The sequence below is a fragment of the Glaciihabitans sp. GrIS 2.15 genome, from assembly GCF_035984695.1.
Taxonomy (GTDB): Bacteria; Actinomycetota; Actinomycetes; order Actinomycetales; family Microbacteriaceae; genus Lacisediminihabitans.
In genome coordinates, this window is sequence record NZ_JAXCHU010000004.1 from 183,344 (window position 1) to 204,842 (window position 21,499).

The 21,499-nt window shown below is 62.5% G+C and carries 28 protein-coding genes and 1 pseudogene; all 29 read right to left on the reverse strand.

Annotation, left to right across the window (positions count from 1 at the left end; translation table 11 throughout):
* Positions 1-205: 205 nt before the first annotated feature.
* A pseudogene (gene rplX / locus RCH11_RS07535) lies at positions 206-541 on the reverse strand (50S ribosomal protein L24); the annotation flags it as partial.
* A gap of 2 nt (positions 542-543) precedes the next feature.
* Positions 544-912, reverse strand: coding sequence for a 50S ribosomal protein L14 (rplN, locus tag RCH11_RS07540; protein ID WP_327056377.1), 369 nt, complete (start codon positions 910-912; stop codon positions 544-546).
* A gap of 32 nt (positions 913-944) precedes the next feature.
* A complete protein-coding gene (gene rpsQ / locus RCH11_RS07545) occupies positions 945-1,241 on the reverse strand; it encodes a 30S ribosomal protein S17 (RefSeq protein ID WP_327056378.1) in 297 nt (98 codons plus the stop codon).
* Positions 1,241-1,591 (reverse strand): 50S ribosomal protein L29, encoded by a 351-nt coding sequence (rpmC, locus tag RCH11_RS07550; protein ID WP_327056379.1) that lies wholly within the window; start codon positions 1,589-1,591, stop codon positions 1,241-1,243. The genes rpsQ and rpmC overlap by 1 nt, the downstream gene beginning before the upstream one ends.
* Positions 1,591-2,010 (reverse strand): 50S ribosomal protein L16, encoded by a 420-nt coding sequence (rplP, locus tag RCH11_RS07555; protein ID WP_327056380.1) that lies wholly within the window; start codon positions 2,008-2,010, stop codon positions 1,591-1,593. Before rplP ends, rpmC begins: the two co-directional genes overlap by 1 nt.
* 4 nt (positions 2,011-2,014) lie before the next feature.
* The gene (gene rpsC / locus RCH11_RS07560) at positions 2,015-2,824 is read right to left on the reverse strand and encodes a 30S ribosomal protein S3 (RefSeq protein ID WP_327056381.1); all 810 of its coding nucleotides are present in this window, start codon (positions 2,822-2,824) and stop codon (positions 2,015-2,017) included.
* Complete coding sequence (rplV, locus tag RCH11_RS07565; RefSeq protein WP_327056382.1) at positions 2,824-3,237, reverse strand: 50S ribosomal protein L22; 414 nt, start codon at positions 3,235-3,237, stop codon at positions 2,824-2,826. Before rplV ends, rpsC begins: the two co-directional genes overlap by 1 nt.
* Positions 3,238-3,262: 25 nt before the next feature.
* On the reverse strand, positions 3,263-3,544 hold the full coding sequence (gene rpsS, locus RCH11_RS07570) for a 30S ribosomal protein S19 (RefSeq protein ID WP_185201712.1): 282 nt from the start codon (positions 3,542-3,544) through the stop codon (positions 3,263-3,265).
* Between the two features lie 12 nt (positions 3,545-3,556).
* On the reverse strand, positions 3,557-4,396 hold the full coding sequence (gene rplB / locus RCH11_RS07575; protein WP_327056383.1) for a 50S ribosomal protein L2: 840 nt from the start codon (positions 4,394-4,396) through the stop codon (positions 3,557-3,559).
* Positions 4,397-4,430: 34 nt separating this feature from the next.
* Positions 4,431-4,733 carry a 50S ribosomal protein L23 gene (rplW, locus tag RCH11_RS07580; protein ID WP_327056384.1) on the reverse strand — a complete coding sequence of 101 codons (303 nt, stop codon included), beginning with the start codon at positions 4,731-4,733 and terminating at the stop codon, positions 4,431-4,433.
* The gene (gene rplD, locus RCH11_RS07585) at positions 4,730-5,506 is read right to left on the reverse strand and encodes a 50S ribosomal protein L4 (RefSeq protein WP_327056385.1); all 777 of its coding nucleotides are present in this window, start codon (positions 5,504-5,506) and stop codon (positions 4,730-4,732) included. The genes rplW and rplD overlap by 4 nt, the downstream gene beginning before the upstream one ends.
* 2 nt (positions 5,507-5,508) lie before the next feature.
* Positions 5,509-6,159 carry a 50S ribosomal protein L3 gene (rplC, locus tag RCH11_RS07590; RefSeq protein ID WP_327056386.1) on the reverse strand — a complete coding sequence of 217 codons (651 nt, stop codon included), beginning with the start codon at positions 6,157-6,159 and terminating at the stop codon, positions 5,509-5,511.
* A 9-nt stretch (positions 6,160-6,168) separates the two neighbouring features.
* Complete coding sequence (gene rpsJ, locus RCH11_RS07595; RefSeq protein ID WP_147783478.1) at positions 6,169-6,477, reverse strand: 30S ribosomal protein S10; 309 nt, start codon at positions 6,475-6,477, stop codon at positions 6,169-6,171.
* 410 nt (positions 6,478-6,887) lie between these two features.
* Positions 6,888-7,574 (reverse strand): YoaK family protein, encoded by a 687-nt coding sequence (locus tag RCH11_RS07600; protein WP_327056387.1) that lies wholly within the window; start codon positions 7,572-7,574, stop codon positions 6,888-6,890.
* 60 nt (positions 7,575-7,634) lie between these two features.
* Positions 7,635-8,603 (reverse strand): DNA topoisomerase IB, encoded by a 969-nt coding sequence (locus RCH11_RS07605; RefSeq protein WP_327056388.1) that lies wholly within the window; start codon positions 8,601-8,603, stop codon positions 7,635-7,637.
* A gap of 238 nt (positions 8,604-8,841) precedes the next feature.
* Positions 8,842-10,035, reverse strand: a complete 1,194-nt coding sequence (gene tuf, locus RCH11_RS07610) for an elongation factor Tu (protein WP_327056389.1) — start codon at positions 10,033-10,035, stop codon at positions 8,842-8,844.
* 108 nt (positions 10,036-10,143) lie between these two features.
* Positions 10,144-12,261 carry an elongation factor G gene (fusA, locus tag RCH11_RS07615; protein WP_327056390.1) on the reverse strand — a complete coding sequence of 706 codons (2,118 nt, stop codon included), beginning with the start codon at positions 12,259-12,261 and terminating at the stop codon, positions 10,144-10,146.
* A 125-nt stretch (positions 12,262-12,386) separates the two neighbouring features.
* A complete protein-coding gene (rpsG, locus tag RCH11_RS07620; protein WP_185201722.1) occupies positions 12,387-12,857 on the reverse strand; it encodes a 30S ribosomal protein S7 in 471 nt (156 codons plus the stop codon).
* Positions 12,857-13,231: a 30S ribosomal protein S12 gene (gene rpsL / locus RCH11_RS07625; protein WP_130981949.1), complete on the reverse strand. Its 375-nt coding sequence runs from the start codon at positions 13,229-13,231 to the stop codon at positions 12,857-12,859. Before rpsL ends, rpsG begins: the two co-directional genes overlap by 1 nt.
* A gap of 301 nt (positions 13,232-13,532) precedes the next feature.
* Positions 13,533-14,063 (reverse strand): hypothetical protein, encoded by a 531-nt coding sequence (locus RCH11_RS07630; protein ID WP_327056391.1) that lies wholly within the window; start codon positions 14,061-14,063, stop codon positions 13,533-13,535.
* 9 nt (positions 14,064-14,072) lie between these two features.
* A complete protein-coding gene (locus RCH11_RS07635; RefSeq protein ID WP_327056392.1) occupies positions 14,073-15,704 on the reverse strand; it encodes a hypothetical protein in 1,632 nt (543 codons plus the stop codon).
* A gap of 52 nt (positions 15,705-15,756) precedes the next feature.
* On the reverse strand, positions 15,757-16,608 hold the full coding sequence (locus RCH11_RS07640) for a hypothetical protein (protein WP_327056393.1): 852 nt from the start codon (positions 16,606-16,608) through the stop codon (positions 15,757-15,759).
* Entirely contained in the window at positions 16,605-17,081 is a 477-nt protein-coding gene (locus RCH11_RS07645; RefSeq protein ID WP_327056394.1) for a hypothetical protein, read from the reverse strand. Before RCH11_RS07645 ends, RCH11_RS07640 begins: the two co-directional genes overlap by 4 nt.
* A gap of 84 nt (positions 17,082-17,165) precedes the next feature.
* Positions 17,166-17,462 carry a WXG100 family type VII secretion target gene (locus RCH11_RS07650; RefSeq protein ID WP_327056395.1) on the reverse strand — a complete coding sequence of 99 codons (297 nt, stop codon included), beginning with the start codon at positions 17,460-17,462 and terminating at the stop codon, positions 17,166-17,168.
* Positions 17,463-17,766: 304 nt separating this feature from the next.
* Positions 17,767-17,955, reverse strand: coding sequence for a hypothetical protein (locus RCH11_RS07655; protein WP_327056396.1), 189 nt, complete (start codon positions 17,953-17,955; stop codon positions 17,767-17,769).
* A gap of 253 nt (positions 17,956-18,208) precedes the next feature.
* Positions 18,209-18,505 (reverse strand): WXG100 family type VII secretion target, encoded by a 297-nt coding sequence (locus tag RCH11_RS07660; protein ID WP_327056397.1) that lies wholly within the window; start codon positions 18,503-18,505, stop codon positions 18,209-18,211.
* A 405-nt stretch (positions 18,506-18,910) separates the two neighbouring features.
* On the reverse strand, positions 18,911-19,780 hold the full coding sequence (locus tag RCH11_RS07665) for a hypothetical protein (RefSeq protein WP_327056398.1): 870 nt from the start codon (positions 19,778-19,780) through the stop codon (positions 18,911-18,913).
* A 72-nt stretch (positions 19,781-19,852) separates the two neighbouring features.
* The gene (locus RCH11_RS07670) at positions 19,853-20,680 is read right to left on the reverse strand and encodes a hypothetical protein (protein ID WP_327056399.1); all 828 of its coding nucleotides are present in this window, start codon (positions 20,678-20,680) and stop codon (positions 19,853-19,855) included.
* Positions 20,681-20,747: 67 nt separating this feature from the next.
* Complete coding sequence (locus RCH11_RS07675; protein ID WP_327056400.1) at positions 20,748-21,476, reverse strand: hypothetical protein; 729 nt, start codon at positions 21,474-21,476, stop codon at positions 20,748-20,750.
* Between the last annotated feature and the right edge of the window lie 23 nt (positions 21,477-21,499).

The window sequence follows — 21,499 nt, forward strand, 5'->3', positions numbered from 1 at the left end:
CGGCGTCCTTCTCAGTTGCCTTGGTGGTCTTGGGAGCGGCCTTCGCCTTGGGAGCGGCCTTCGCCTTGGGAGCGGCCTTCGCCTTGGGAGCGGCCTTCGCCTCGGGAACCGCGTCGGGCACGACAGAATCCTCAGACTCGACGGACGTGTCGGCCTTCGTGCTGTCGCTCTTCTTTGCTGCGGACTTCTTCACAGGAATTCGACGTGAGTCTTTGAAGAAGCGAGTGCGAGTGGTCTTGCCCGAGGCGTTCGTCTCCACCGTGAAGCCGACGCGAGCCGGCTGCTTTGTGTCGGGATTGACCAGCTGAACATTGGAGACATGGATCGGCGCTTCACGCGTCTCGATACCACCGGTCTTGGTTCCCCGGTCGCTCTGTCCGACGCGAACGTGCTTGGTGATGTAATTGAGTCCTTCAACGACGACGCGGTTTCGCTCGACGAGAACCTCGATCACACGACCCTGCTTGCCACGGTCGCCACCGCGAGCCTGGCTGCGGCCGCTGATGAGCTGGACGAGGTCGCCCTTTTTGATGTTCGCCATGGTTACAAGACCTCCGGTGCCAACGAAATGATCTTCATGAACTTCTTGTCGCGGAGTTCGCGACCGACCGGTCCGAAGATGCGAGTGCCACGAGGGTCGCCGTCAGCCTTGAGGATGACAGCCGCGTTCTCGTCGAACTTGATGTACGACCCGTCGGGACGACGGGTCTCTTTCTTGGTGCGCACGATGACCGCCCTGACGACGTCCCCCTTCTTGACGTTGCCGCCGGGGATCGCATCCTTGACCGTGGCGACGATGACGTCGCCGAGGCCGGCGTAGCGACGGCCGGAGCCACCGAGTACGCGAATCGTGAGCAGCTCCTTGGCGCCGGTATTATCGGCGACCTTGAGCCTGGATTCCTGCTGAAGCATTTAAGTGTCCTTATCCGAAGTAGGCGTGAGGCCTACTTGGCCTTCTCGAGAATCTCGACCAGGCGCCAGTGCTTGGTGGCACTGAGCGGGCGGGTCTCGCTGATGAGGACGAGGTCGCCGATTCCAGCCGCATTGGCCTCGTCGTGCGCCTTGACCTTGGAGGTACGGCGAATGACCTTGCCATAGAGGGGGTGCTTTACGCGGTCCTCGACCTCGACGACAATGGTTTTCTCCATCTTGTCGCTCAAGACATAGCCACGACGGGTCTTGCGGTGACCACGTTCAGCAGCCGTCTCTTGCGCCTCGGTGCTCTTGGTCTCGGTAGCCATTACTTCTTCCCCTCAGCTGACTCGACGGCTGCGTCAACAGCCGCCGACTCGGCGGCCGCCGGAGCGGCATCCTCGGACTTCTTGGTCTTTTTCCCGGCAGCCTTCGGGGCCACCTCGACCGCAACGGGAGTCGCACGGATGCCCAGCTCGCGCTCACGGATGACCGTGTACATGCGGGCAATGTCGCGCTTGACAGCGCGGAGGCGACCGTGGCTATCCAACTGGCCGGTGGCCGACTGGAAGCGCAGGTTGAACAGCTCTTCCTTGGCCTTTTTGAGTTCGTCGACGAGTCTGTCGTCTTCAAATGTGTCGAGCTCGACTGGGGCGAGCTCTTTTGAACCGATCGCCATTATGCGTCGCCCTCCTCGCGCTTGATGATGCGTGCCTTGAGTGGCAGTTTGTGGATAGCGCGGGTGAGCGCCTCGCGTGCGACCGTCTCGTCGACGCCACCGAGTTCGAAGAGAACACGACCGGGTTTGACGTTGGCGATCCACCACTCGGGTGAACCCTTGCCGGAACCCATGCGGGTTTCCGCTGGCTTCTTGGTGAGTGGGCGGTCGGGGTAGATGTTGATCCACACCTTCCCACCACGCTTGATATGACGGGTCATCGCGATTCGCGCGGCTTCGATCTGGCGGTTCGTTACATAGGCCGGGGTGATGGCCTGGATGCCGTACTCACCGAACGTTACCGTCGTGCCACCGGTCGCCTGGCCGCTACGGCCGGGGTGGTGCTGCTTGCGATGTTTAACCCTGCGGGGAATCAACATGTCTCTAGGCCTCCACTGCTACAGCTGCCGGAGCAGCATCTGCCTTCGGAGCGGCCGCGGCTGCCGGGGCAGCTCCGCGACGCGGTCCGCTGTCGCGGCGGTCATCACGTCGGTCGTCCCGGCGCTCGGGCCGCGTGGACTTGGCGTTTGCCTGCTCGCGAGCGAGCTCCTTGTTGGTGATGTCGCCCTTGTAGATCCAGACCTTCACGCCGATGCGGCCGAAGGTGGTCTTCGCCTCGTAGAAGCCGTAGTCGATGTTCGCGCGCAGAGTGTGCAGCGGAACCCGGCCCTCGCGGTAGAACTCGGAGCGGCTCATTTCTGCACCACCGAGACGACCAGACACCTGGATTCGAACTCCCTTAACCGTCGGGGTGCGCTGGGCACCCTGCAGGCCCTTGCGCATTGCACGACGGAACGCAACGCGAGCGCTGAGCTGCTCCGCAATCCCCTGTGCCACGAGCTGGGCCTCGGCCTCGGGGTTTTTGACCTCGAGGATGTTGAGCTGGATCTGCTTACCCGAAAGCTCCTCGAGGTCCGTGCGAATACGCTCGGCCTCGGCGCCACGACGACCGATCACGATGCCCGGACGGGCGGTGTGGATGTCGACGCGAACGCGGTCGCGGGTGCGCTCGATTTCGATGCGGGCAACGCCAGCACGATCGAGCGACGTCTTCAGCAGGTTGCGGATCTTGATGTCTTCGGCGACGAAGTCGCTGTAGCGCTGCCCGACCTTGGTGCTGTCTGAGAACCAGCGCGACACGTGATCGGTGGTAATTCCCAGGCGGAACCCGTACGGGTTTACTTTCTGTCCCATTACTTCTTCCCTGCCTTCGCAGTTGATGAACGCGGTCCGGTCACAGCAGCAGCGTCCTTCTCGTCTGGCGTGGCCAGCACGATCGTGATGTGGCTGGTGCGCTTCAGGATCTGGAAAGCGCGTCCCTGTGCACGAGGCTGGAATCGCTTGAGGGTGGTTCCCTCGTCGACGAATGCCGACGAGACAAAGAGATCCTCAACGTCCAGGTAACTGTTGGCGGCCTCCGCCTTCACCCTGGCGTTGGCGATTGCCGACTCCACGAGCTTGTAGACGGGCATGCTTGCACCCTGTGGAGCAAACTTCAGGATGGCGAGTGCCTCTGAAGCTTGCTTTCCGCGGATCATGTTGACGACACGACGAGCCTTCGTGGCGGTGACGCGAATGTGCTTCACGCGAGCGATGGATTCAACCATTTCTCTGTACCTTCCCGTCCCCGCGCTAGCGGCGACGACCCTTCTTGTCGTCCTTCTCGTGTCCACGGAAGGTGCGGGTGGGAGCAAACTCTCCGAGCTTGTGCCCAACCATCGTCTCGGTGATGAACACCGGGATGTGCTTGCGACCGTCGTGCACCGCGATCGTGTGACCGAGGAACGACGGAATGATCATCGAGCGACGTGACCAGGTCTTGATAACGCTCTTGCTGCTGGCTTCGTTCGCCTTGGCCACCTTGCGAAACAGGTGGTCGTCGACGAAGGGGCCTTTTTTCAGACTACGTGGCATCCTCTATAACTCCTACTTGCGCTTCTTGCCGACATTGCGGCGGCGAACGATGAGCTTGTCGCTCTCTTTATTGATGTGACGGGTGCGGCCCTCTTTTTGGCCCCACGGGCTGACCGGGTGACGTCCACCGGAGGTCTTGCCCTCACCACCACCGTGCGGGTGGTCCACCGGGTTCATCGCAACACCACGGACGGTCGGGCGAACGCCTTTCCAGCGCATGCGCCCGGCCTTACCCCAGTTGATGTTCGACTGCTCGGCGTTGCCGACCTCGCCGATCGTGGCGCGGCAGCGAGCATCGACGTTGCGGATTTCACCGGACGGCAGGCGAAGCTGCGCATACGGGCCATCCTTGGCGACGAGGCGAACCGATGCTCCGGCCGAGCGAGCCATCTTGGCGCCCCCACCCGGCTTCAACTCGATCGCGTGGATGACGGTTCCGACCGGGATGTTGCGAAGCGGAAGGTTGTTACCCGGCTTGATGTCCGCGCCAGCACCCGACTCGATGATGTCACCCTGATTGAGCTTGTTCGGAGCAATGATGTAGCGCTTCGAACCATCCAGAAAGTGCAGCAGTGCGATGCGCGCCGTGCGGTTCGGGTCGTACTCGATCTCGGCGACGCGGGCGTTGACGCCGTCCTTGTCGTTGCGCTTGAAGTCGATCACGCGGTACTGGCGCTTATGCCCACCACCGATGTGACGCGTCGTGATGCGACCGGCGTTGTTACGTCCGCCGGTCTTGGGCAGCGGGCGAAGCAGCGACTTCTCCGGGGTCGAGCGGGTGATCTCGGCAAAGTCTGCAACCGAAGAACCGCGACGACCGGGAGTCGTGGGCTTGTACTTACGAATAGCCATTGTTATCTCTCCTCAGGTTTCTGTCGGGCGCCGTCTAGCCGACAGCCGTGAAGATGTCGATGGAACCGGACTTGAGGGTCACGATTGCGCGCTTGGTGTCTTTGCGCTTGCCGAGACCGAACTTGGTACGGCGGGTCTTACCCTTTTTGTTCAGGGTGTTGATCGACGCAACCTCGACGCTGAAGATCTTCTCGATCGCCAGCTTGATCTCGGTCTTGTTCGAACGAGGGTCGACGACGAAGGTGTACTTGCCCTTATCGATCAGGCTGTAGCTCTTCTCGGAGACGACCGGCGACAGGATGACGTCGCGGGGGTCTTTCTGGGTCGCGGTGCTCATGCGGATGCCTTCCCGGTGGTAGCCAGCTCGCGGCGAGCCGCTGCACGCTCAGGGCTTACGCGCTTCTTGCTGACGGGTGCGTCGTCCTCGGTGGTCTCGACCTTGACGGTCTTGACCGGGCCGGCGACGAAGCCGTCGAACGCGCTCTTGGTGAACACGATGTCATCGCTGACGACGACGTCGTAGGCGTTGAGCTGGTCCCAGGTGAGCACATGCACACCGGGGATGTTACGAACGCTCTTCTGGCTGACGATGTCGGTGCGTTCAATGACGATGAGCACGTGGCTCGAGGTCGTGATGCTCGCCAGCAGGGCGACGATGGTCTTGGTCGATGGCACGTCTCCGACGGAGAGCGAGTCAATGACATGGATGCGTCCGCCACGAGCGCGGTCCGAGAGGGCGCCGCGCAATGCCGCCGCGATCATCTTCTTCGGGGTGCGCTGGCCATAGTCGCGAGGGTGCGGTCCGTGGACTATTCCACCACCGGTCATCTGGGGAGCACGAATCGATCCCTGGCGGGCACGACCGGTTCCCTTCTGCTTGAACGGTTTGCGCCCGGCACCGGACACCTCGCCACGACGAAGAGTGTTGTGCGTGCCTTGGCGGGCCGCGGCGCGCTGTGCCACGACGACCTGGTGGATCAGTGGAACGTTGGTCTGTACGTCGAAGGTCTCGGCGGGGAGGTCGACGGAGCCGACCTTCTTTCCCTTCGAGTCGATGACGTCGAGCGTGGCGGTGTTGATCGAACCGGTGGTACCAGCTTCGGTTGCCATGATTACGCTCCCTTCACTGCGTTGCGGACGAAGACGATGCGGCCCTTGGCGCCGGGAACGGCACCCTTGACCAAAATCAGGTTCTTCTCGAGGTCGACCGAGTGCACGATGAGGTTCATCGCGGTGACGCGGTCGCCACCCATGCGGCCGGCCATGCGCATTCCCTTGAACACGCGCGAAGGCGTGGAGGACGCACCGATCGAGCCGGGCTTGCGGTGGTTGCGGTGCGAACCGTGAGACGACGAGACACCCTTGAAGTTGTGACGCTTCATGACTCCGGCGAAGCCCTTGCCCTTGGAGGTACCCACGACGTCGACCTTCTGGCCGGCCTCGAAGATGTCGACCGCGATCTCTTGGCCGAGCGAATACGTGGCGGCATCCGCAGTGCGCACCTCGGTGAGGTGGCGGCGAGGCGTGACGCCTGCCTTGTCGAAGTGGCCGCCCGCTGGCTTGTTCACCTTGCGCGGATCGATCTGGCCGTAGGCGATCTGCACGGCCAGGTAGCCGTCGACCTCTTCGGAACGCAGTTGCGTCACGACGTTCGGAGTGATCTCCACGACGGTGACGGGGATGAGCTTGTTGTTCGCATCCCAGACCTGGGTCATACCGAGCTTCTTGCCCAGTAGCCCCTTACTTGTCTTAGTAGTAGCCATCAGAGTTCCTTAGAGCTTGATCTCGATGTTGACGTCCGCCGGGAGGTCGAGTCGCATGAGCGAGTCGACGGCCTTCGGTGTCGGGTCGATGATGTCGATGAGGCGCTTATGGGTGCGCTTCTCGAAGTGCTCGCGGCTGTCCTTGTATTTGTGAGGAGAACGAATCACGACGATCACGTTCTTTTCGGTAGGAAGGGGCACCGGGCCGACGACAGTAGCACCGGCACGGGTCACCGTGTCGACGATCTTGCGCGCCGAGCTGTCAATGACCTCGTGGTCATACGACTTAAGTCGGATGCGGATCTTTTGTCCCGCCATGTGTGACTCACTCTCTTTAATGCATCGTGGCGTTGCGCTAGGCGCTCGGCTATTGGATGCTCGGTTTGCTCTGCGACTGCCTAATGCTCAGCTGCTGCGCACCACTGTTGTTGTGTCAAGTACTACGTGCTTGTTACCGACCCCCGCGCTCGGGCGTGTTGCCCTCACCGGGAGCATGGATCGTTCTACAGGCATCCCAGGGATTCGAATAAGTCGTGTTCTGCTACCCGCCGCCCAGATGATGACGCTGCATGTGTATCCACACGGTCTCGCATCTGTGCACTGCCTGGCAGTGATCCCGGCGCATGGCCGGTTTTATTGAACTAGAGGAGTCTGCCACAGGTTTGGAGTGTCTGCAACCCGGGCGTGTCACTGTGCGGCGTGTCGCGCACGTCGCCAGAATTTTGAGCTCAGACGGAGCGACGGTCCGCGGTCACCAGGGTAATCATTCCGGCCGTAAAGATGACTGTTCCCGCAAGCAGGGCAACCGCCCCGCCCAGCCAGGCCACGCAGAGTGCGCCAATTGCCGCGCCGATACCCATCGCGATCACAGCGGCAAGACGCGGAAACCAGTTCTTGCCGATTCCGCCGGCAAGTCGACTGTCGCGTGCGAGGTTGGCGAGGGTGTTGGTTACGACGATCGTGGTCACGTCTGAGTTGCCGATCGGCTTCACCGCAGACACTTGAGCTCCCATGACAATGGCGAGAAGTGCGGTCACGATGAGAAGCGCCGGGTGGCCCAGATCGCGAACAACGAGCCAATAGCTCGCCAATCCGACCATGACGACCGCTCCCCCAATGAGTACTCCCCGGCTCGGCCGTGGAAGCCCCTTCGGCGCTGATTGGCCGACGATCCGGCCACCGATGATCGATCCGAACACGAATCCGAGAAGCGCGATGATGTTGTTCAGGAGAGGCGCGACACCCGATCCGACGAGGCTGAAACCGATAAAGAGAACGTTGCCGGTCATGTTGCCGGTAAAAACCTTGTCCAGCGCGAGATAACTTACGGCATCGATGCATCCGGTGGATGCGGTGAGGAGGAGAAGGCCGGTAACGAAATGGTGGCCGACGGGAAGCAGGGGGGAGCGCGCCATTTCTCTAACGGTAGCGGAATGGACTCTCCTTCGACCGCTACTGCGCGTCCGCGGGGATATTCACTCGAAAAGTAGTATTCGCAACTCCGATTCCGCCGCACTCACCCGGGCGGGATCAATGGTGATTCCCGCCCGATAGTGGTCGACGAGCCGCGGATCCACGTAACTCTTCTTGGCGATGGATGGGGTGTTACCGAGCACCTGGGCGGCGTCCCGCATCGCCTGTGCCAGCGCGCGATCCCGCGCTGCCTTGCGCTGCTCTGCACCGTGCTTCGCCAAGCTGGTCGCCGCTGCGACAGTACCGTGAAGCGTGCGAAAGTCCTTGGCGGTGAATTCCCCACCCGTGCGTTCCTTCACATAGTCGTTGATATCGGCGGCAACCACCGGATGCCAGCTGGATCCGTCTTTCCAGGCCAACAACTGCGCGTTCGGACCGCGCCGCTTCAGGGCTCGAACCCCTGCGGCGAGGTCGGCATCCGTAATCTCGGACTGCCACTCCTGGCCGCTCTTCGCCGGAAAATTCAGGGATACCGTGTCGCCACTGACCGTGGCGTGCGAGCAGAGCAGCGTGGCAAGGCCATGACTGCCATTCGCCTCGGCGTATTGCTCCGACCCCACGCGGAGCGAGCCGGTGTCGAGCATGCGGAACGCGGTCGCAAGGGCACGCTCGCGCGTCGGCTCGGGCAATCGCAGGTCCATTGTGACCCGACGTCTCGCGGCGGGCAGCGACTCGGCGAGGCGGAGCGCCCGATCAAACTTCACGCGGTCTTTCTGCTCACGCCAGCTTGGGTGATAGAGGTATTGCCGGCGACCGGCAGCATCCATTCCCGTCGCCTGGATATGTCCGTTGGCATGGGGAGCGATCCAGACGTCCGTCCACGCCGGAGGGATGGCGAGCTGTTCGATGCGAGCCCGAAGCTCTTGGTCGCTGATGGGATGCCCACCCGTGTCGGTGTAGGAGAACCCGCGACCGGCCCGCGTCCGGTGCAATCCGGCAGCAGAGGAGTCGCTTCGGCGCAGTCGGGGCATGATTCAACCCTAGGCAGCGGAGTTGCGGTGGCAAGCGGCTTGCGTGGAGGAGTGATCCGTGTATGCGTGTTCGCGTGTGGCGATCTGACCCGACATACCACTTTCTGTTCCACCCGCGCGCTGGAACAACAGAGATCGGCATCTCGATGCCTCGTCTCGCCCGGGCGGGGAACGACGAAGGGCCGCACCACTGCGGGTGCGGCCCTTCGTTTGCGCTTGAATCAGCGCCGTACCGGTACTACTTGAGGATCTTCACCACTGTGCCGGCGCCGACGGTGCGGCCACCCTCGCGGATAGCAAAGCGGAGGCCTTCCTCCATGGCGATCGGCTGGATCAGGTTGACCGTCATCTCGGTGGTGTCTCCAGGCATGACCATCTCGGTGCCCTCGGGCAGGGAGATGACGCCGGTGACGTCCGTGGTGCGGAAGTAGAACTGCGGGCGGTAGTTCGCGTAGAACGGGTTGTGACGGCCACCCTCATCCTTGGACAGGATGTAGGCGTTCGCCTCGAACTCGGTGTGAGGCGTGACCGAACCAGGCTTGACAACAACCTGGCCACGCTCCACGTCTTCACGCTTGGTTCCACGAAGAAGGAGTCCGACGTTCTCTCCGGCGCGCGCGTCTTCGAGGGTCTTACGGAACATCTCGATGGCGGTGACGATGGTCTTGGAGGACTTCTCCTTGATTCCGACGATCTCGACCTCGTCGTTGGGGTGGAGAATTCCACGCTCAACGCGGCCGGTGATGACGGTTCCACGACCGGTGATCGTGAAGACATCCTCGACGGGCATGAGGAAGGGCTTTTCGGTCTCGCGCACGGGCTCTGGGACGAACTCGTCGACCTTGTCCATGAGGTCGGCAACGGTCGCCGCCCACACCGGATCTCCCTCGAGTGCCTTGAGCGCTGAGACGCGAACGACGGGAGCGGTGTCGCCATCGAACTCCTGGCTCGAGAGCAGCTCGCGAACCTCGATCTCGACGAGCTCGAGGATCTCTTCGTCGTCGACCATGTCGGTCTTGTTCAGCGCGACGACGATGTACGGCACGCCGACCTGGCGAGCAAGCAGCACGTGCTCGCGCGTCTGGGGCATCGGGCCGTCAGTGGCGGCCACGACCAGGATCGCGCCATCCATCTGGGCAGCACCGGTGATCATGTTCTTGATGTAGTCAGCGTGGCCGGGTGCGTCTACGTGTGCGTAGTGGCGCTTCTCGGTCTGGTATTCAACGTGGGAGATATTGATCGTGATTCCACGCTGCTTCTCCTCGGGGGAGTTGTCGATCTGGTCAAACGCGTAGGACGCGTTCAACGTCGGGTACTTGTCGTGCAGCACCTTGGTAATTGCAGCCGTCAACGTGGTCTTACCGTGGTCGACGTGACCGATGGTACCGACGTTGACGTGTGGCTTAGTCCTCTGGAACTTTGCCTTCGCCAATTGGTCCTCCTCAGGACTTAGGTGTAGACGCCCACGATTCGAATTGTTTCGAACCGCGTGCGCTACGGGGTTTGGATAGAGATATTTTACTTGGGCAGAGAGCCGAAGCTATTCGCCCTTGTTCTTCTGGATGATCTCGTCAGCCACCGCGCGCGGCACCTCAGAGTAGCTGTCGAACGACATGGAGTACACCGCGCGGCCGGATGTCTTAGACCGGAGGTCTCCGACATATCCGAACATCTCCGACAGCGGCACCTTCGCGGCGATGACCTTGACACCCGTGGCATCCTCCATCGACTGGATCTGTCCACGGCGCGAGTTCAGGTCGCCGATGACGTCGCCCATGTACTCCTCCGGGGTGCGAACCTCGACGGCCATGAGTGGCTCGAGCAGTACAGGGTCGGCCTTGCGAGCCGCTTCCTTGAATGCCATCGAGCCGGCAATCTTGAACGCCATTTCCGAAGAGTCAACGTCGTGCGCGGCGCCATCGAGCAGGATCGCCATCACTCCGACCATCGGGTAACCCGCGAGCACGCCCACCTGGAGCGCGTCCTGGATTCCATGATCAACCGACGGAATGTACTCGCGAGGGATCCGTCCACCGGTGACCTTGTTGACGAACTCGTAGCTCTTCTCCGCGGTCACCTCCATGGGCTCAAGCGAGATCTGGATCTTGGCGAACTGCCCAGAACCACCGGTCTGCTTCTTATGGGTGAAGTCGTGCTTCTCGACGACGCGACGAATCGTCTCGCGGTAGGCAACCTGTGGCTTGCCGACGTTGGCCTCAACGCCGAATTCGCGCTTCATGCGGTCAACCAGGATGTCGAGGTGAAGCTCACCCATTCCCTTGATGACCGTCTGGCCGGTGTCGATGTTCTGCTCCGTGCGGAAGGTCGGGTCTTCCTCAGCGAGCTTCTGGATCGCGAGACCCAACTTCTCCTGGTCGGCCTTCGTCTTCGGCTCGATTGCCACCTCGATGACCGGCTCGGGGAACGTCATCGACTCGAGAACGACCTGGTGCGTCGGGTCGGTGAGGGTGTCACCCGTAGTCGTGTCCTTGAGTCCGATCACCGCATAGATGTGCCCTGCGGTGACGCTGTCAACCGGGTTCTCCTTGTTGGCGTGCATCTGGAAGATTTTGCCGATGCGCTCCTTTTTGCCCTTGGTCGCGTTGACCAGCTGGGCACCGGAATCCGCCCTGCCCGAGTAGACCCGGATGTAGGTGAGACGACCGAAGAAGGGGTGCACCGCGACCTTGAAAGCCAGGGCGGCGAAGGGCTCCGTTGCGTCCGGGTGGCGAAGAATGACTTTCTCTTCGTCGCGCGGATCGTGGGCCTCGATGGCCGGCACGTCCAGCGGAGTCGGCAGGTAGTCGACGACCGCATCGAGCATCGGCTGCACACCGCGGTTCTTGAACGCGGAACCACAGAGCACCGGATAGATCTGGCTCGAGATCGTGAGCTTGCGAATCGCAGCCTTGATCTCTGCCACCGAGAAGTCGGTGTCGCCCTCCATGAAACGCTCGAGGAGCGTGTCATCGGTCTCGGCAACGACCTCGAGGAGCGCCGCACGATACTCGTTGGCTTTTTCGACCAGGTCGGCCGGAATCTCTTCGATGTCGTACTTGGCCCCGAGCTCGACATCACCCTTGGAGTCTCCGCGCCAGGTCAGTGCACGCATCTCAACGAGATCGACGACGCCTTCGAAGGTGCTCTCGAAGCCGATCGGGAGCTGGATGACGAGAGGCTTGGCGCCGAGGCGCTTGATGATGGTGTCGACCGTGTAATAAAAGTCAGCACCGAGCTTGTCCATCTTGTTGACGAAACAGATGCGCGGAACGTCGTACTTGTCGGCCTGGCGCCAGACGGTCTCGGACTGAGGCTCGACACCTTCCTTGCCATCGAACACGGCGACAGCGCCATCGAGAACGCGAAGCGAACGCTCCACCTCGACGGTGAAGTCCACATGGCCGGGGGTGTCGATGATGTTGATCTGGTGTTTGTTCCAGAAACAAGTCGTCGCAGCGGACGTGATGGTGATTCCACGCTCCTGCTCCTGCGCCATCCAGTCCATCGTGGCCGCACCGTCGTGCACCTCACCGATCTTGTGGGTGATGCCCGTGTAGTACAGGATGCGCTCGGTGGTGGTGGTCTTGCCAGCATCGATGTGAGCCATGATGCCGATGTTTCGGACCTTGTTCAGGTCGGTGAGCACGTCTTGTGCCACGGAGTGTCCTTACGAAGAGATGTGAACGTGAAAATGTCTGTCGACCGGGCGTTAGGACCGCGGCCGTGCCGTGACCAGGGGTCTCGACACGATCGCAGGACTTCCTACTTTGATCGGCAGAATGGCTACCAGCGGTAGTGCGCGAAGGCCTTGTTTGCGTCGGCCATCTTGTGAGTGTCCTCACGACGCTTCACTGCGGCACCGAGGCCGTTGGAGGCGTCGAGAATCTCGTTGGTGAGACGCTCGGTCATGGTCTTCTCGCGACGACCCTTGGCATAGGTGGTGAGCCAGCGGAGGGCGAGGGTGTTGGCGCGGTGAGGCTTGACCTCGACCGGCACCTGGTAGGTCGATCCACCGACGCGGCGGCTCTTGACCTCGATGGTGGGACGAACGTTGTCGAGCGCCTTCTTCAGCGTGACGACGGCATCCGCACCGTTCTTGGTCGATACTCCGACGAGCGCGTCATAGACGATGCGCTCGGCGAGACCCTTCTTGCCATCAAGAAGAATCTTGTTGACGAGCTGGCTGACGATGGGGGCTCCGTAGACCGGGTCCGCAACTACGGGACGCTTCGGTGCTGGTCCTTTACGAGGCATTACTTCTTGTCCTTCTTCGCGCCGTAGAGGCTACGGGCCTGCTTGCGGTTCTTAACGGCCTGGGTGTCGAGCGCGCCGCGCACGATCTTGTAACGCACACCGGGGAGGTCCTTGACTCGTCCGCCACGGATGAGCACCATCGAGTGCTCCTGCAGGTTGTGGCCTTCGCCGGGAATATAGGCGGTCACCTCGGTGCCGTTGGAGAGCTTGACGCGCGCGACCTTGCGGAGAGCCGAGTTCGGCTTCTTCGGGGTGGTCGTGTACACGCGGGTGCACACACCGCGCTGCTGCGGGTTGCCCTTGAGGGCGGGCGCCTTGGTCTTGACGACCTTGGGGCTGCGGCCCTTGCGGACCAACTGCTGAATGGTGGGCACTACATACTCCTTGTATTTACTGCACGGTGACAGATGTTGCGTAGCATCCGTTCCGACGTTCTGTAGGTCCGTCGGAACGTTTTGCACCACACGCGAATCGCACGAGTGCGTGATTCTGAGTGGTATGCCGTGGGGGCTGCTGGTCTTTCACAGACCGGCAAACCCAGCTTGTGTGGCTGAAGTCGAGCCTGGCCAGAACCCCTGGGGAAAGCGGGCACAGATCAAGCGCTCGACAAAGCGCACACCTCGTAGATACTAGCCTCCGGGAGGGGTGCCGGTCAAATGATCGACGGGCTCGAAACTACGGCGCCGGAGTCGCGCTTGTGGCTGGTGAACCGCTATCGAGGGTAGCCGGCAGCGTGGGCACTTTGCCGGGCCAGGCGCCGAAGTGCTGCTTCATCTGTGCCGGGCTGACTGCGAAGGTGCGGGTTCCCACGTTCGTGAGCCCCAGGGCAGACCCGGCATCGCCGAGTTCGAGTATGCGGGCCGAACTCCCTGTTCCCAGCTGGATCGATACTGTTATCGTTGTCGTCGGTTTCGTTGCGCTCTGTGACCACAGTTGCCCCAGGATGTAATCAAGGAGCGCCGCAACGTCATTGTGGTAGTCGGTTGCGAGCGCCAGGCCAGCCCCGTATTCGACCTGACCGGGGAGGCCGACCGGACCGCCCGTGATTTGCGCATCCTCGACTCCGGGAATCGCTTTGAGGGCGGCGAGGACATCAGCGCTGCTCCTCGAAGGGCTACTAGGCCGAGGGCCCGGTGCCTGACTGCAGCCGGACACTCCCACGAGAACCATTGCGAGCAACGCCAACCTACCAATGATGGTTCTCATGCCCTGCCCCTAACCTCTCTGAGCACCGTAGTCGGTAACTGTGCCATTGCCGGTAAAGAAATCTTTTGCGCTGTCCTGCCAAGCGTCGACGCTGGCATTGCCCACCACAGAGGCGGATGCTGCGGTCTTCGCATAGCGGTCGGCGTTGTGTGCCCCTGCGATTCCTGGAGCGACGCCGTTGTCCGATGCCAGTAATGGCGCGTCGGCGTGCACTGTGGTCCAGTTCGAACGATCGGGATTCGCCGTGCCGTCGAGTCGGGCAACAGGATCTTCGTTGTGCTCAAGGGACATGACCTGGACGCTGTGGGGAATGTCGAAGTTCGCTATTGGCGCCCCAGCAGTGACGACGTGCGTGATGTTGAAGTGGAGATTTGGATCCGCCGCCATCGAACCCGCCGTGATTCCACCGAGGCTGAACCCCTCAAGCATCACGGGATCGGTCGAAGAGATCCCCTCTTTCTTCATGGCTGCCGCCACGGCGCTTGCGAGAGCAGTCTGCCTGCCCGTCATCGCGGCGGTGTCCGATGTCAGATCGTTCGGAGTCGACCCTGCTTTCATGTCCCAACTCTGGGTACTGGGAATCTGAACGATGTAGTGCGGGGGATCCCCGTCGATCTTCACGATGCGGATGCGGGCGAAATCGTTGTCTTTGCCGTCGAGTTGGTCATTTGCATCGATCTGAGCCGATCCGTTCATCAATCCAGAAATGCTCTGGGGGGCGGTGACGGATTGGCCAAGGATTGGCGGTGGCGTGAAAAGGTCGGCTTCGCTTATCGGCTTGCCGTCTTCGAGCGCGCCATTCTTGTTGGCGGCTCCGACCAGCGCCTGCACAGCTTGCTCGTAAGTCGTCGGCGGCCACGGCACTCCGGTGAGGGCAGTCATGATGGCATTGGTGCTCGGTCCGAGGATCACATACAGCGGCGCAACAAGGCCGGTCAGCAGACCGGGAGCTCCACGAGCGATGAAGTCGACGATTCCGGCGTTCTGCCCGAGCAGCACATTGAGTTGCTGCGCATGATCGGCCGTGAGGCTTTTGAGCGCAGCCAACTGCGCACCGAGGATCGCGCTCGCGTTGGCATTGGCATCCTTCGCGCTGAACGAGCTCGCGACCAGGCTGGCGAATCCTGGTGGCGAGAGCAGCAGAAGCGGATTCTTCGCGCCCTTCGCAACGGCATCGCGGAGTGAATCGCCCAGCTCCTCGCTGTATCCGGCGATGTAGCTCGCTGCCACATCGCTGAGGACGAGCGTGCCCCCTACGATTGCGGCGGGGATTATCAGTGACCCCGCGACGAAGGTGACGGCGTTGGTTCCCAGCGTTGCCAACTCGGCAAGCGCTTTGTCTACGGATTCGTAGGCGACCACCGCCCCCTCGAGGAAGACCGCGGACACCCCGGCTTCGGTCGCGAATAGCACGAGCTTGCCTGTGGCCGCGACGATCTTCTCTTCTGCCACAACGGCGGTGACCGGAGACAGTACGGCGGAGCTCAGAAGATCTGGATCGACAGCGAAAAGCGCGGTCGATCTCGCTCGATCCAGCAGCGCCACCGTCATGGTCTCGAGCACTTTCGCCTGGGCGCGCATATCGTCTAAATTCGCCCCGATTCCCCCGGTCCCGCCAGAGACCGTGATTCCGCTAGCCATGGAGCGCTCCCCCGAGTGTGCCGATCGCGGTGATGATGGAGGCGATGATCGCCTAACTCCCCCGAGTGGAAAGTCGCACCCGGCTGCGATCGACGAACTCGATGGACGAACTCACGGAGTCGAGGGGAGGGGTCGAGAGCGCGAGTTCGAACCATCCGGAGTCTGCTCGGAACCAGTGTGACGAGAAGTGGTCCCCCGTAGCCTGTGACCGGGCAAACAGCGTGAACCCGGCATCGATGCCGAAGGATGCCACTCGCGCGATGGGAAGAGAAGCCGCACCGAGATCTACCTCCCGCAATGCACCCTCGACGACCCCGGGACGGTCGGACCGGATCGCGTTGATCAGCCCCTGCAACTCGGTGATTGGGAGCTTGATCGAGCCCTTCGTGACCGCTGCGGCCGGGCGAGCAGAGTCGATCTGGCGAAGGGAGCGCAGGACTTCATCGATGAGCTCGGAGAAGGTGAATGCGGAGAGCTCGACCGAATCTTCGTTGCGGGGATTCTGTCCGCGGTCGTCGAGCCGTTGAGTCCTGATCAACGACGTTGCGTACCCCGACAGCACAACAGCGGATTGCACATAGCTTCGCCCATCGCCCCACGATCGCACCGAGATCTCGAGAGCGGGATCGGCGAAGAGGCCCAGGTAGGCCCGAACGGCGGGATTTACTCGATCCGGAATGCTGCCCGCGCCCCTTCCCGTGCTTGGCGAAAGAAAGCCCATCACCTCGAGGCCGTTGAGAGCATTGGCCTCCCGAGCGTCGCGCTCCTCGGCGGATGCACTGTCACCCCACTCGGTATGGAACTCCGCTGGCACCGCGATACCCGCTTCGGCCTCGAGAACGTGAAGCTGGTCGAGAGACAGCAGGAAGCGAGCCGGCGCCACACCGGTGACGGCGGGACTCACCAGCCCCTCCGGTGGAAGGTGTCGAGCGCATCGAGCCAGTCCTTGGAGCCGGGAGTGGGAAGCGCCGGCAGCGTATGCACGATGTCGTGCGCCTGATGCACCAGGTAGTCGGGCACGGCCGCCCCGAAGAAGTGGAAGACAGTGGCCACACCGGACTCGACGGATTCCACGACATTGCCGACCAGCCTGGTCGCGTCATGCCACCGATCAGACACGAAGGCCTCTGCGGCAAGGATCGCCCGCTTGAGCTCTTCGACGGACCTGACATGGGCATCGAGGGCATCGGCTGCCTCGTCGAGAGCCTGGGCTGCCGCGCTGAAATCGTGTGAGCGATCCACTAGCGATTGCGAGTACTTTGCTGCGGCGCTGGACACCCAGGTGGTTCCAACTGCAGCGGCGAGTTGCACGCCCCTCTCGCGAGTGTCGGTTGCCAGCACGCGCATCGCCTCAGAATCACGGCTGAGCGGTGTCATATCGCCGTACATCGTCCACCTCCCAGGAGACGTGCTGTGGCCCGGACGATGACCGGGCCACAGAGCAAATATCAGTGAGGAGAATTAGCCGCCGATACCCTTGGCGAGCTCGGAGTCCACGTTCTCCAGCGCCGACGCCGCCTTCGTGAGGAACTGCGACATACCATCGAGGCCATTCACAGCCTCGGTCGTGCCCTTCGTGAACTGCTCGTACGAGGTGTGGAAAGCACCGGATGCAGCATCCGTCACAAAGCCACCCTGAACCAGGCCATTGACCAGGGACTGCAGCTCGTGAAGCTTCGAGACGATGTCGTCCTTGCCCGTCGTCAAACGGTTCGCCGCATCGGTCATCTCGCTGTACGTGACATTCATGTTCGCCATGAGGTGGTGCTCCTTCGCGTAGTGACGGGCCGACCCCCTGGCCAACCAACTACCGGTAAACCTATGGCACTGACGGAAACTCGTAAATGGATAGGAGTACCCATACCCGAACTGGGGGCATCGCTGCGCGAGAGCCGAGCCCGAAGGACCGGCTCTGCACAAAGGCTTCCAACGGATCAGCCACGGATGCCTCGAGCGAGCTCGGAGTCCAGATTCTCGAGAGCCGACGACGCCTTCGTCAGGAACCGCGACGTTGCGCCGCGTCCTCGCACGGCATCCGTGGGGTGCCCTTCGTAGACAGCTCCTACGCTGAGCGGAACGGCCCGGACGCGGCATCGGTCATCGCGCCGTGGATGACCTTCTTCTTCATCCTCGGGAATATTTTATCGATGTCGCCGCCATGGAGGGAGAAGTCGATCGTCATCGCGAGAATGGCGATCGCGACCACCACGAGAACTCCGCCGACGAGAAAGAAGGGGAGCGGATGCGGCATCTTCCGAATCGTGGTCTCCCGGCTTCGGACGGCCCCGGTGCGGGCACGATGCTGCCGAGACGCACCGGCCGACCAGCTACCAGTAACCCTATGGCACTGACGGAACCTCGTAAATGGAGCGGGGTGCCCCTACCTAAACTGTGGACGTTGCAGCGCGCGGCGTCCGATCGGCAGGGGTCTGCGCTTTCCTGCTGCGCGCAACGCAGCAGAGCCGGCCCCGAAGGACCGGCTCTGCGCGACGGGTTGAAACGGGTCAGCCGCCGATGCCCTTGGCGAGCTCGGAGTCCACATTCTCCAACGCCGACGCCGCCTTCGTGAGGAACTGGGACATCCCATCAAGACCACTCACGGCCTCGGTCGTGCCCTTCGTGAACTGCTCATACGAGGTGTGGAACGCACCGGAGGCGGCATCCGTCACGAAGCCACCCTGAACCAGGCCATTGACCAGACTCTGCAACTCGTGAAGCTTCGAGGTGATGTCGTCCTTACCCGTCGTCAAACGGTTCGCCGCATCGGTCATCTCGCTGTACGTGACATTCATGTTCGCCATGAGGTAGTGCTCCTTCGCATAGTGACGGGCCGACCCCCTGGCCAACCAACTACGTACAACCTATCGGGCGGCTTTGGGCGCCGGAATGGGTAGGACTCCCCATGCCGGCGGGCCGGCAGAAAGAGCGAGCAGCATGGCAGTCGCCACCGGTAGCGGATGTCGGCGGGCCATGACCGCGATGGCGATCAACGGACATCCGACCAGGAATATGACGACAGAGGGGGTTGGCTACTCCCGCGACTTCCGCGGCCGTGGCCGTGCCGAACTCGTCGGATGTGGTGCGCATCGCGTGGGATGTAGCGATGAAACGCGCCGGGTTCGTACAGGCGACTGCGACGTGACGTCAGCGACTTTCGCGGACTGAACACGGGAGGTGACTGACCGCCTCTTCTGCTTAGCTACGGTTCAGATCACCGACTCGGCGACGCCCTCGGCATAGCCGGAGCGAGGGGAGGCGACGGCGAGCGCGACGGCGATGATCGCGAGGGCCGTGGCAATGAGGGCGACCGTGGGCACGGCATCCGGCTCCACCGGAGTGGTCGTTTCCCTGACATTCGCGAGTGCGAGGGGAAGAACTCCGGCGAGGCCGCCGGCAAGGAATCCGAACCACGATTCGATGCGCCACTGCACGGAAGCGATGCGCCAGAAGCGGAGTTCTCCCGCGCCGACGGTGGACGCCTTCGCGCGGGCGTAAGACATTCGCTTCACGATACTGACCACGACGATGCCCCAGAATCCGGCCGAGATGAAGCCGTAGACCGTGCTGATCCGCCACAGGTCTTCGGAGGGGTCGCTGCCCTGACGAACGAACGCCACCGGCACCACGACCAGGATCGCCCACGCCGCGAACGGCACAAGGGACCACAGTGTGAGAACCCACACGGGAAGCGCCCGGACCCTTAAGGTGGTCATGCCAGCGGTTCGCAACTCGATGTCCCGGAACTCCCAGCGACCGCGCCGAAACATCTCCCCGAGGAAAAGGGCACATCCGGCGAACATCAAGGGCCCGATCGGGAGGGAAAGTCGCGACTCTTTCGCGGACACCGTTGGGAACATCTTGTCGATATAGCCTCCGCGGAGGGAGTAGTCGACCATCATCGCGAGAATGACGATCGCGACCACCACCAAGACCCCGCCGACGAGAAAGAATGGGAGCGGATGCGGCATCCTCCGAGCCGTGGTCTCCCTACCTCGGATGGCCGCCTCGGTGCGGGCGCGCCGTGCAGCCCGCTGCGCGGCCGACTGCTTCGCGCGAGCGCTCTTGCGACTACCCATGAGGGTTGACCTCCGATCGTCGGGCCAGAGATGTCCCGCGCGTCCATTGAGCCGCGTTGGTCGGAGTAGGCGTCACGCGAATCCCTCTGCTGAGCCGATGGCTTCGCCCGCCCGCCAGAACTGCAGGGCGGTGACGACGCCGATTGCCAGGAGCCCGACCCCGATGGCCAGGGTCGCCCCGAAGACGACGGGGGTGCCAACGGCGAGCGCCAGGACGCTGACTCCGACCAGGATTCCGCCCACTGTTGCCAACCAGCCGTCGATCCGCCACCGATAGCCGTACCAACGCCAGAAGGCCTGGGCTGCGTCCGCGGTCTCGAGTCGAGCATCCGCCGCTTCGGCCATGGCCAGGAAGCGCCGCTTCTTGCCGAGGGAGACCGCGAGGAGGGCGGCGAGACCAGCGGCGAGACCGCCGTAGATCCCGGACAGGATGTAGATGTACTGCCGAGCCTCCTCCTCGATGGATGACGGCCACCCACCGGCAGCACCGCTTGCGAGGGGCACGACGAGCAGGCCGATCCACAGCGCTATCGCGACCACGATCCAGGCCAGGTGCGCCCGTGTTCCGAGCACTCGGTAAGTGGCGACGACGCTGCCTCCGAGACGACTGCCCGAGGACAGCCCCATCCGCCCGCGGGTGAGGAAGTATCCCGGGAAAAGCAGGCAGCTCGCGACGAGCAGCAGCCCGGCTGGCACGGCCAGCACGACTCCGCCCTCGCTCACTGTGCCCTCGGTGAGGAACAGCCCACCTCGGATGGTTGTGTCTTTCGACAGCGATCCATGATCGATAGGCAGGCCGAAGTACCAGAACAGCACCAGCACGCTCGCCACGGCGGCAACAGCGACCACGACGCCGACGCCGAGCAGTACGCGGCCGGCGCGCTCACCCCTAGCGGACATCCGGTCGCTCCTGGCAGGTCTGGCGGGCTCGTGGGCTACTGCGCATGTTCACTCCTGTTTCCTTCAATCAGGCGCCCTGACGACGACGGAGCCAGACACCGACGCCGACCAGCGCGACCCCGAGAACTATGAAAGCGACAGCTAGTACGATCGCCCCGCTCGCGAGCGGCCAGACGCAGACGCCAAGGAGCGCTCCCCCGATTGCGGCGCAGGCCAGGTCTGGTCGCCGCACACCCCTCCCCGACAGACGGTCAGCGGTTGGCAACACTGCAACCATCAGCGCGGCCAGCGTCGCTGAGGAGATGATGGCCGGAACGAGAAACAGTCCGGCAGCTGCTGCAGCGCCAGCAGCGCTCGAGAGCAATCCCGCGATCCACTGGGCGGGGGCCACCAGCACCCAGGCAATCCCGAGAAGCGCAATCCACAACGACTTCCAAGGCGAAGATATCGGGCGCACTGCGGATTCGGCCCCGCCCGATGCGGCAGCCGCCGAGAGGCGACGGCGCGAAATATCCGCAATACCAATGAGCAGACAGCCCACGAGGAAGATCGTCACCGATGGCCCAACGATGGCGCCCACATCCGAGACCTCATGCGAGCCACCGCGATTGATATACGTGCCACTGGTCGTGGACAGGGTAGCAAAGCGCGCGCTGTCGGACAGCGAGACCGCAACGAGCCAAGCAAAAAGCGCTGCGGAGCCGACGGCGGCAACTCCTCCCACACCAGCGGCGATCTTCCACGATTTCGAGCTGAGGGAGGTGAAGCCCCACCCCTGCGTCTGTATCTTGGCCATAGTGCTCTCGTTTCCGGATAGTA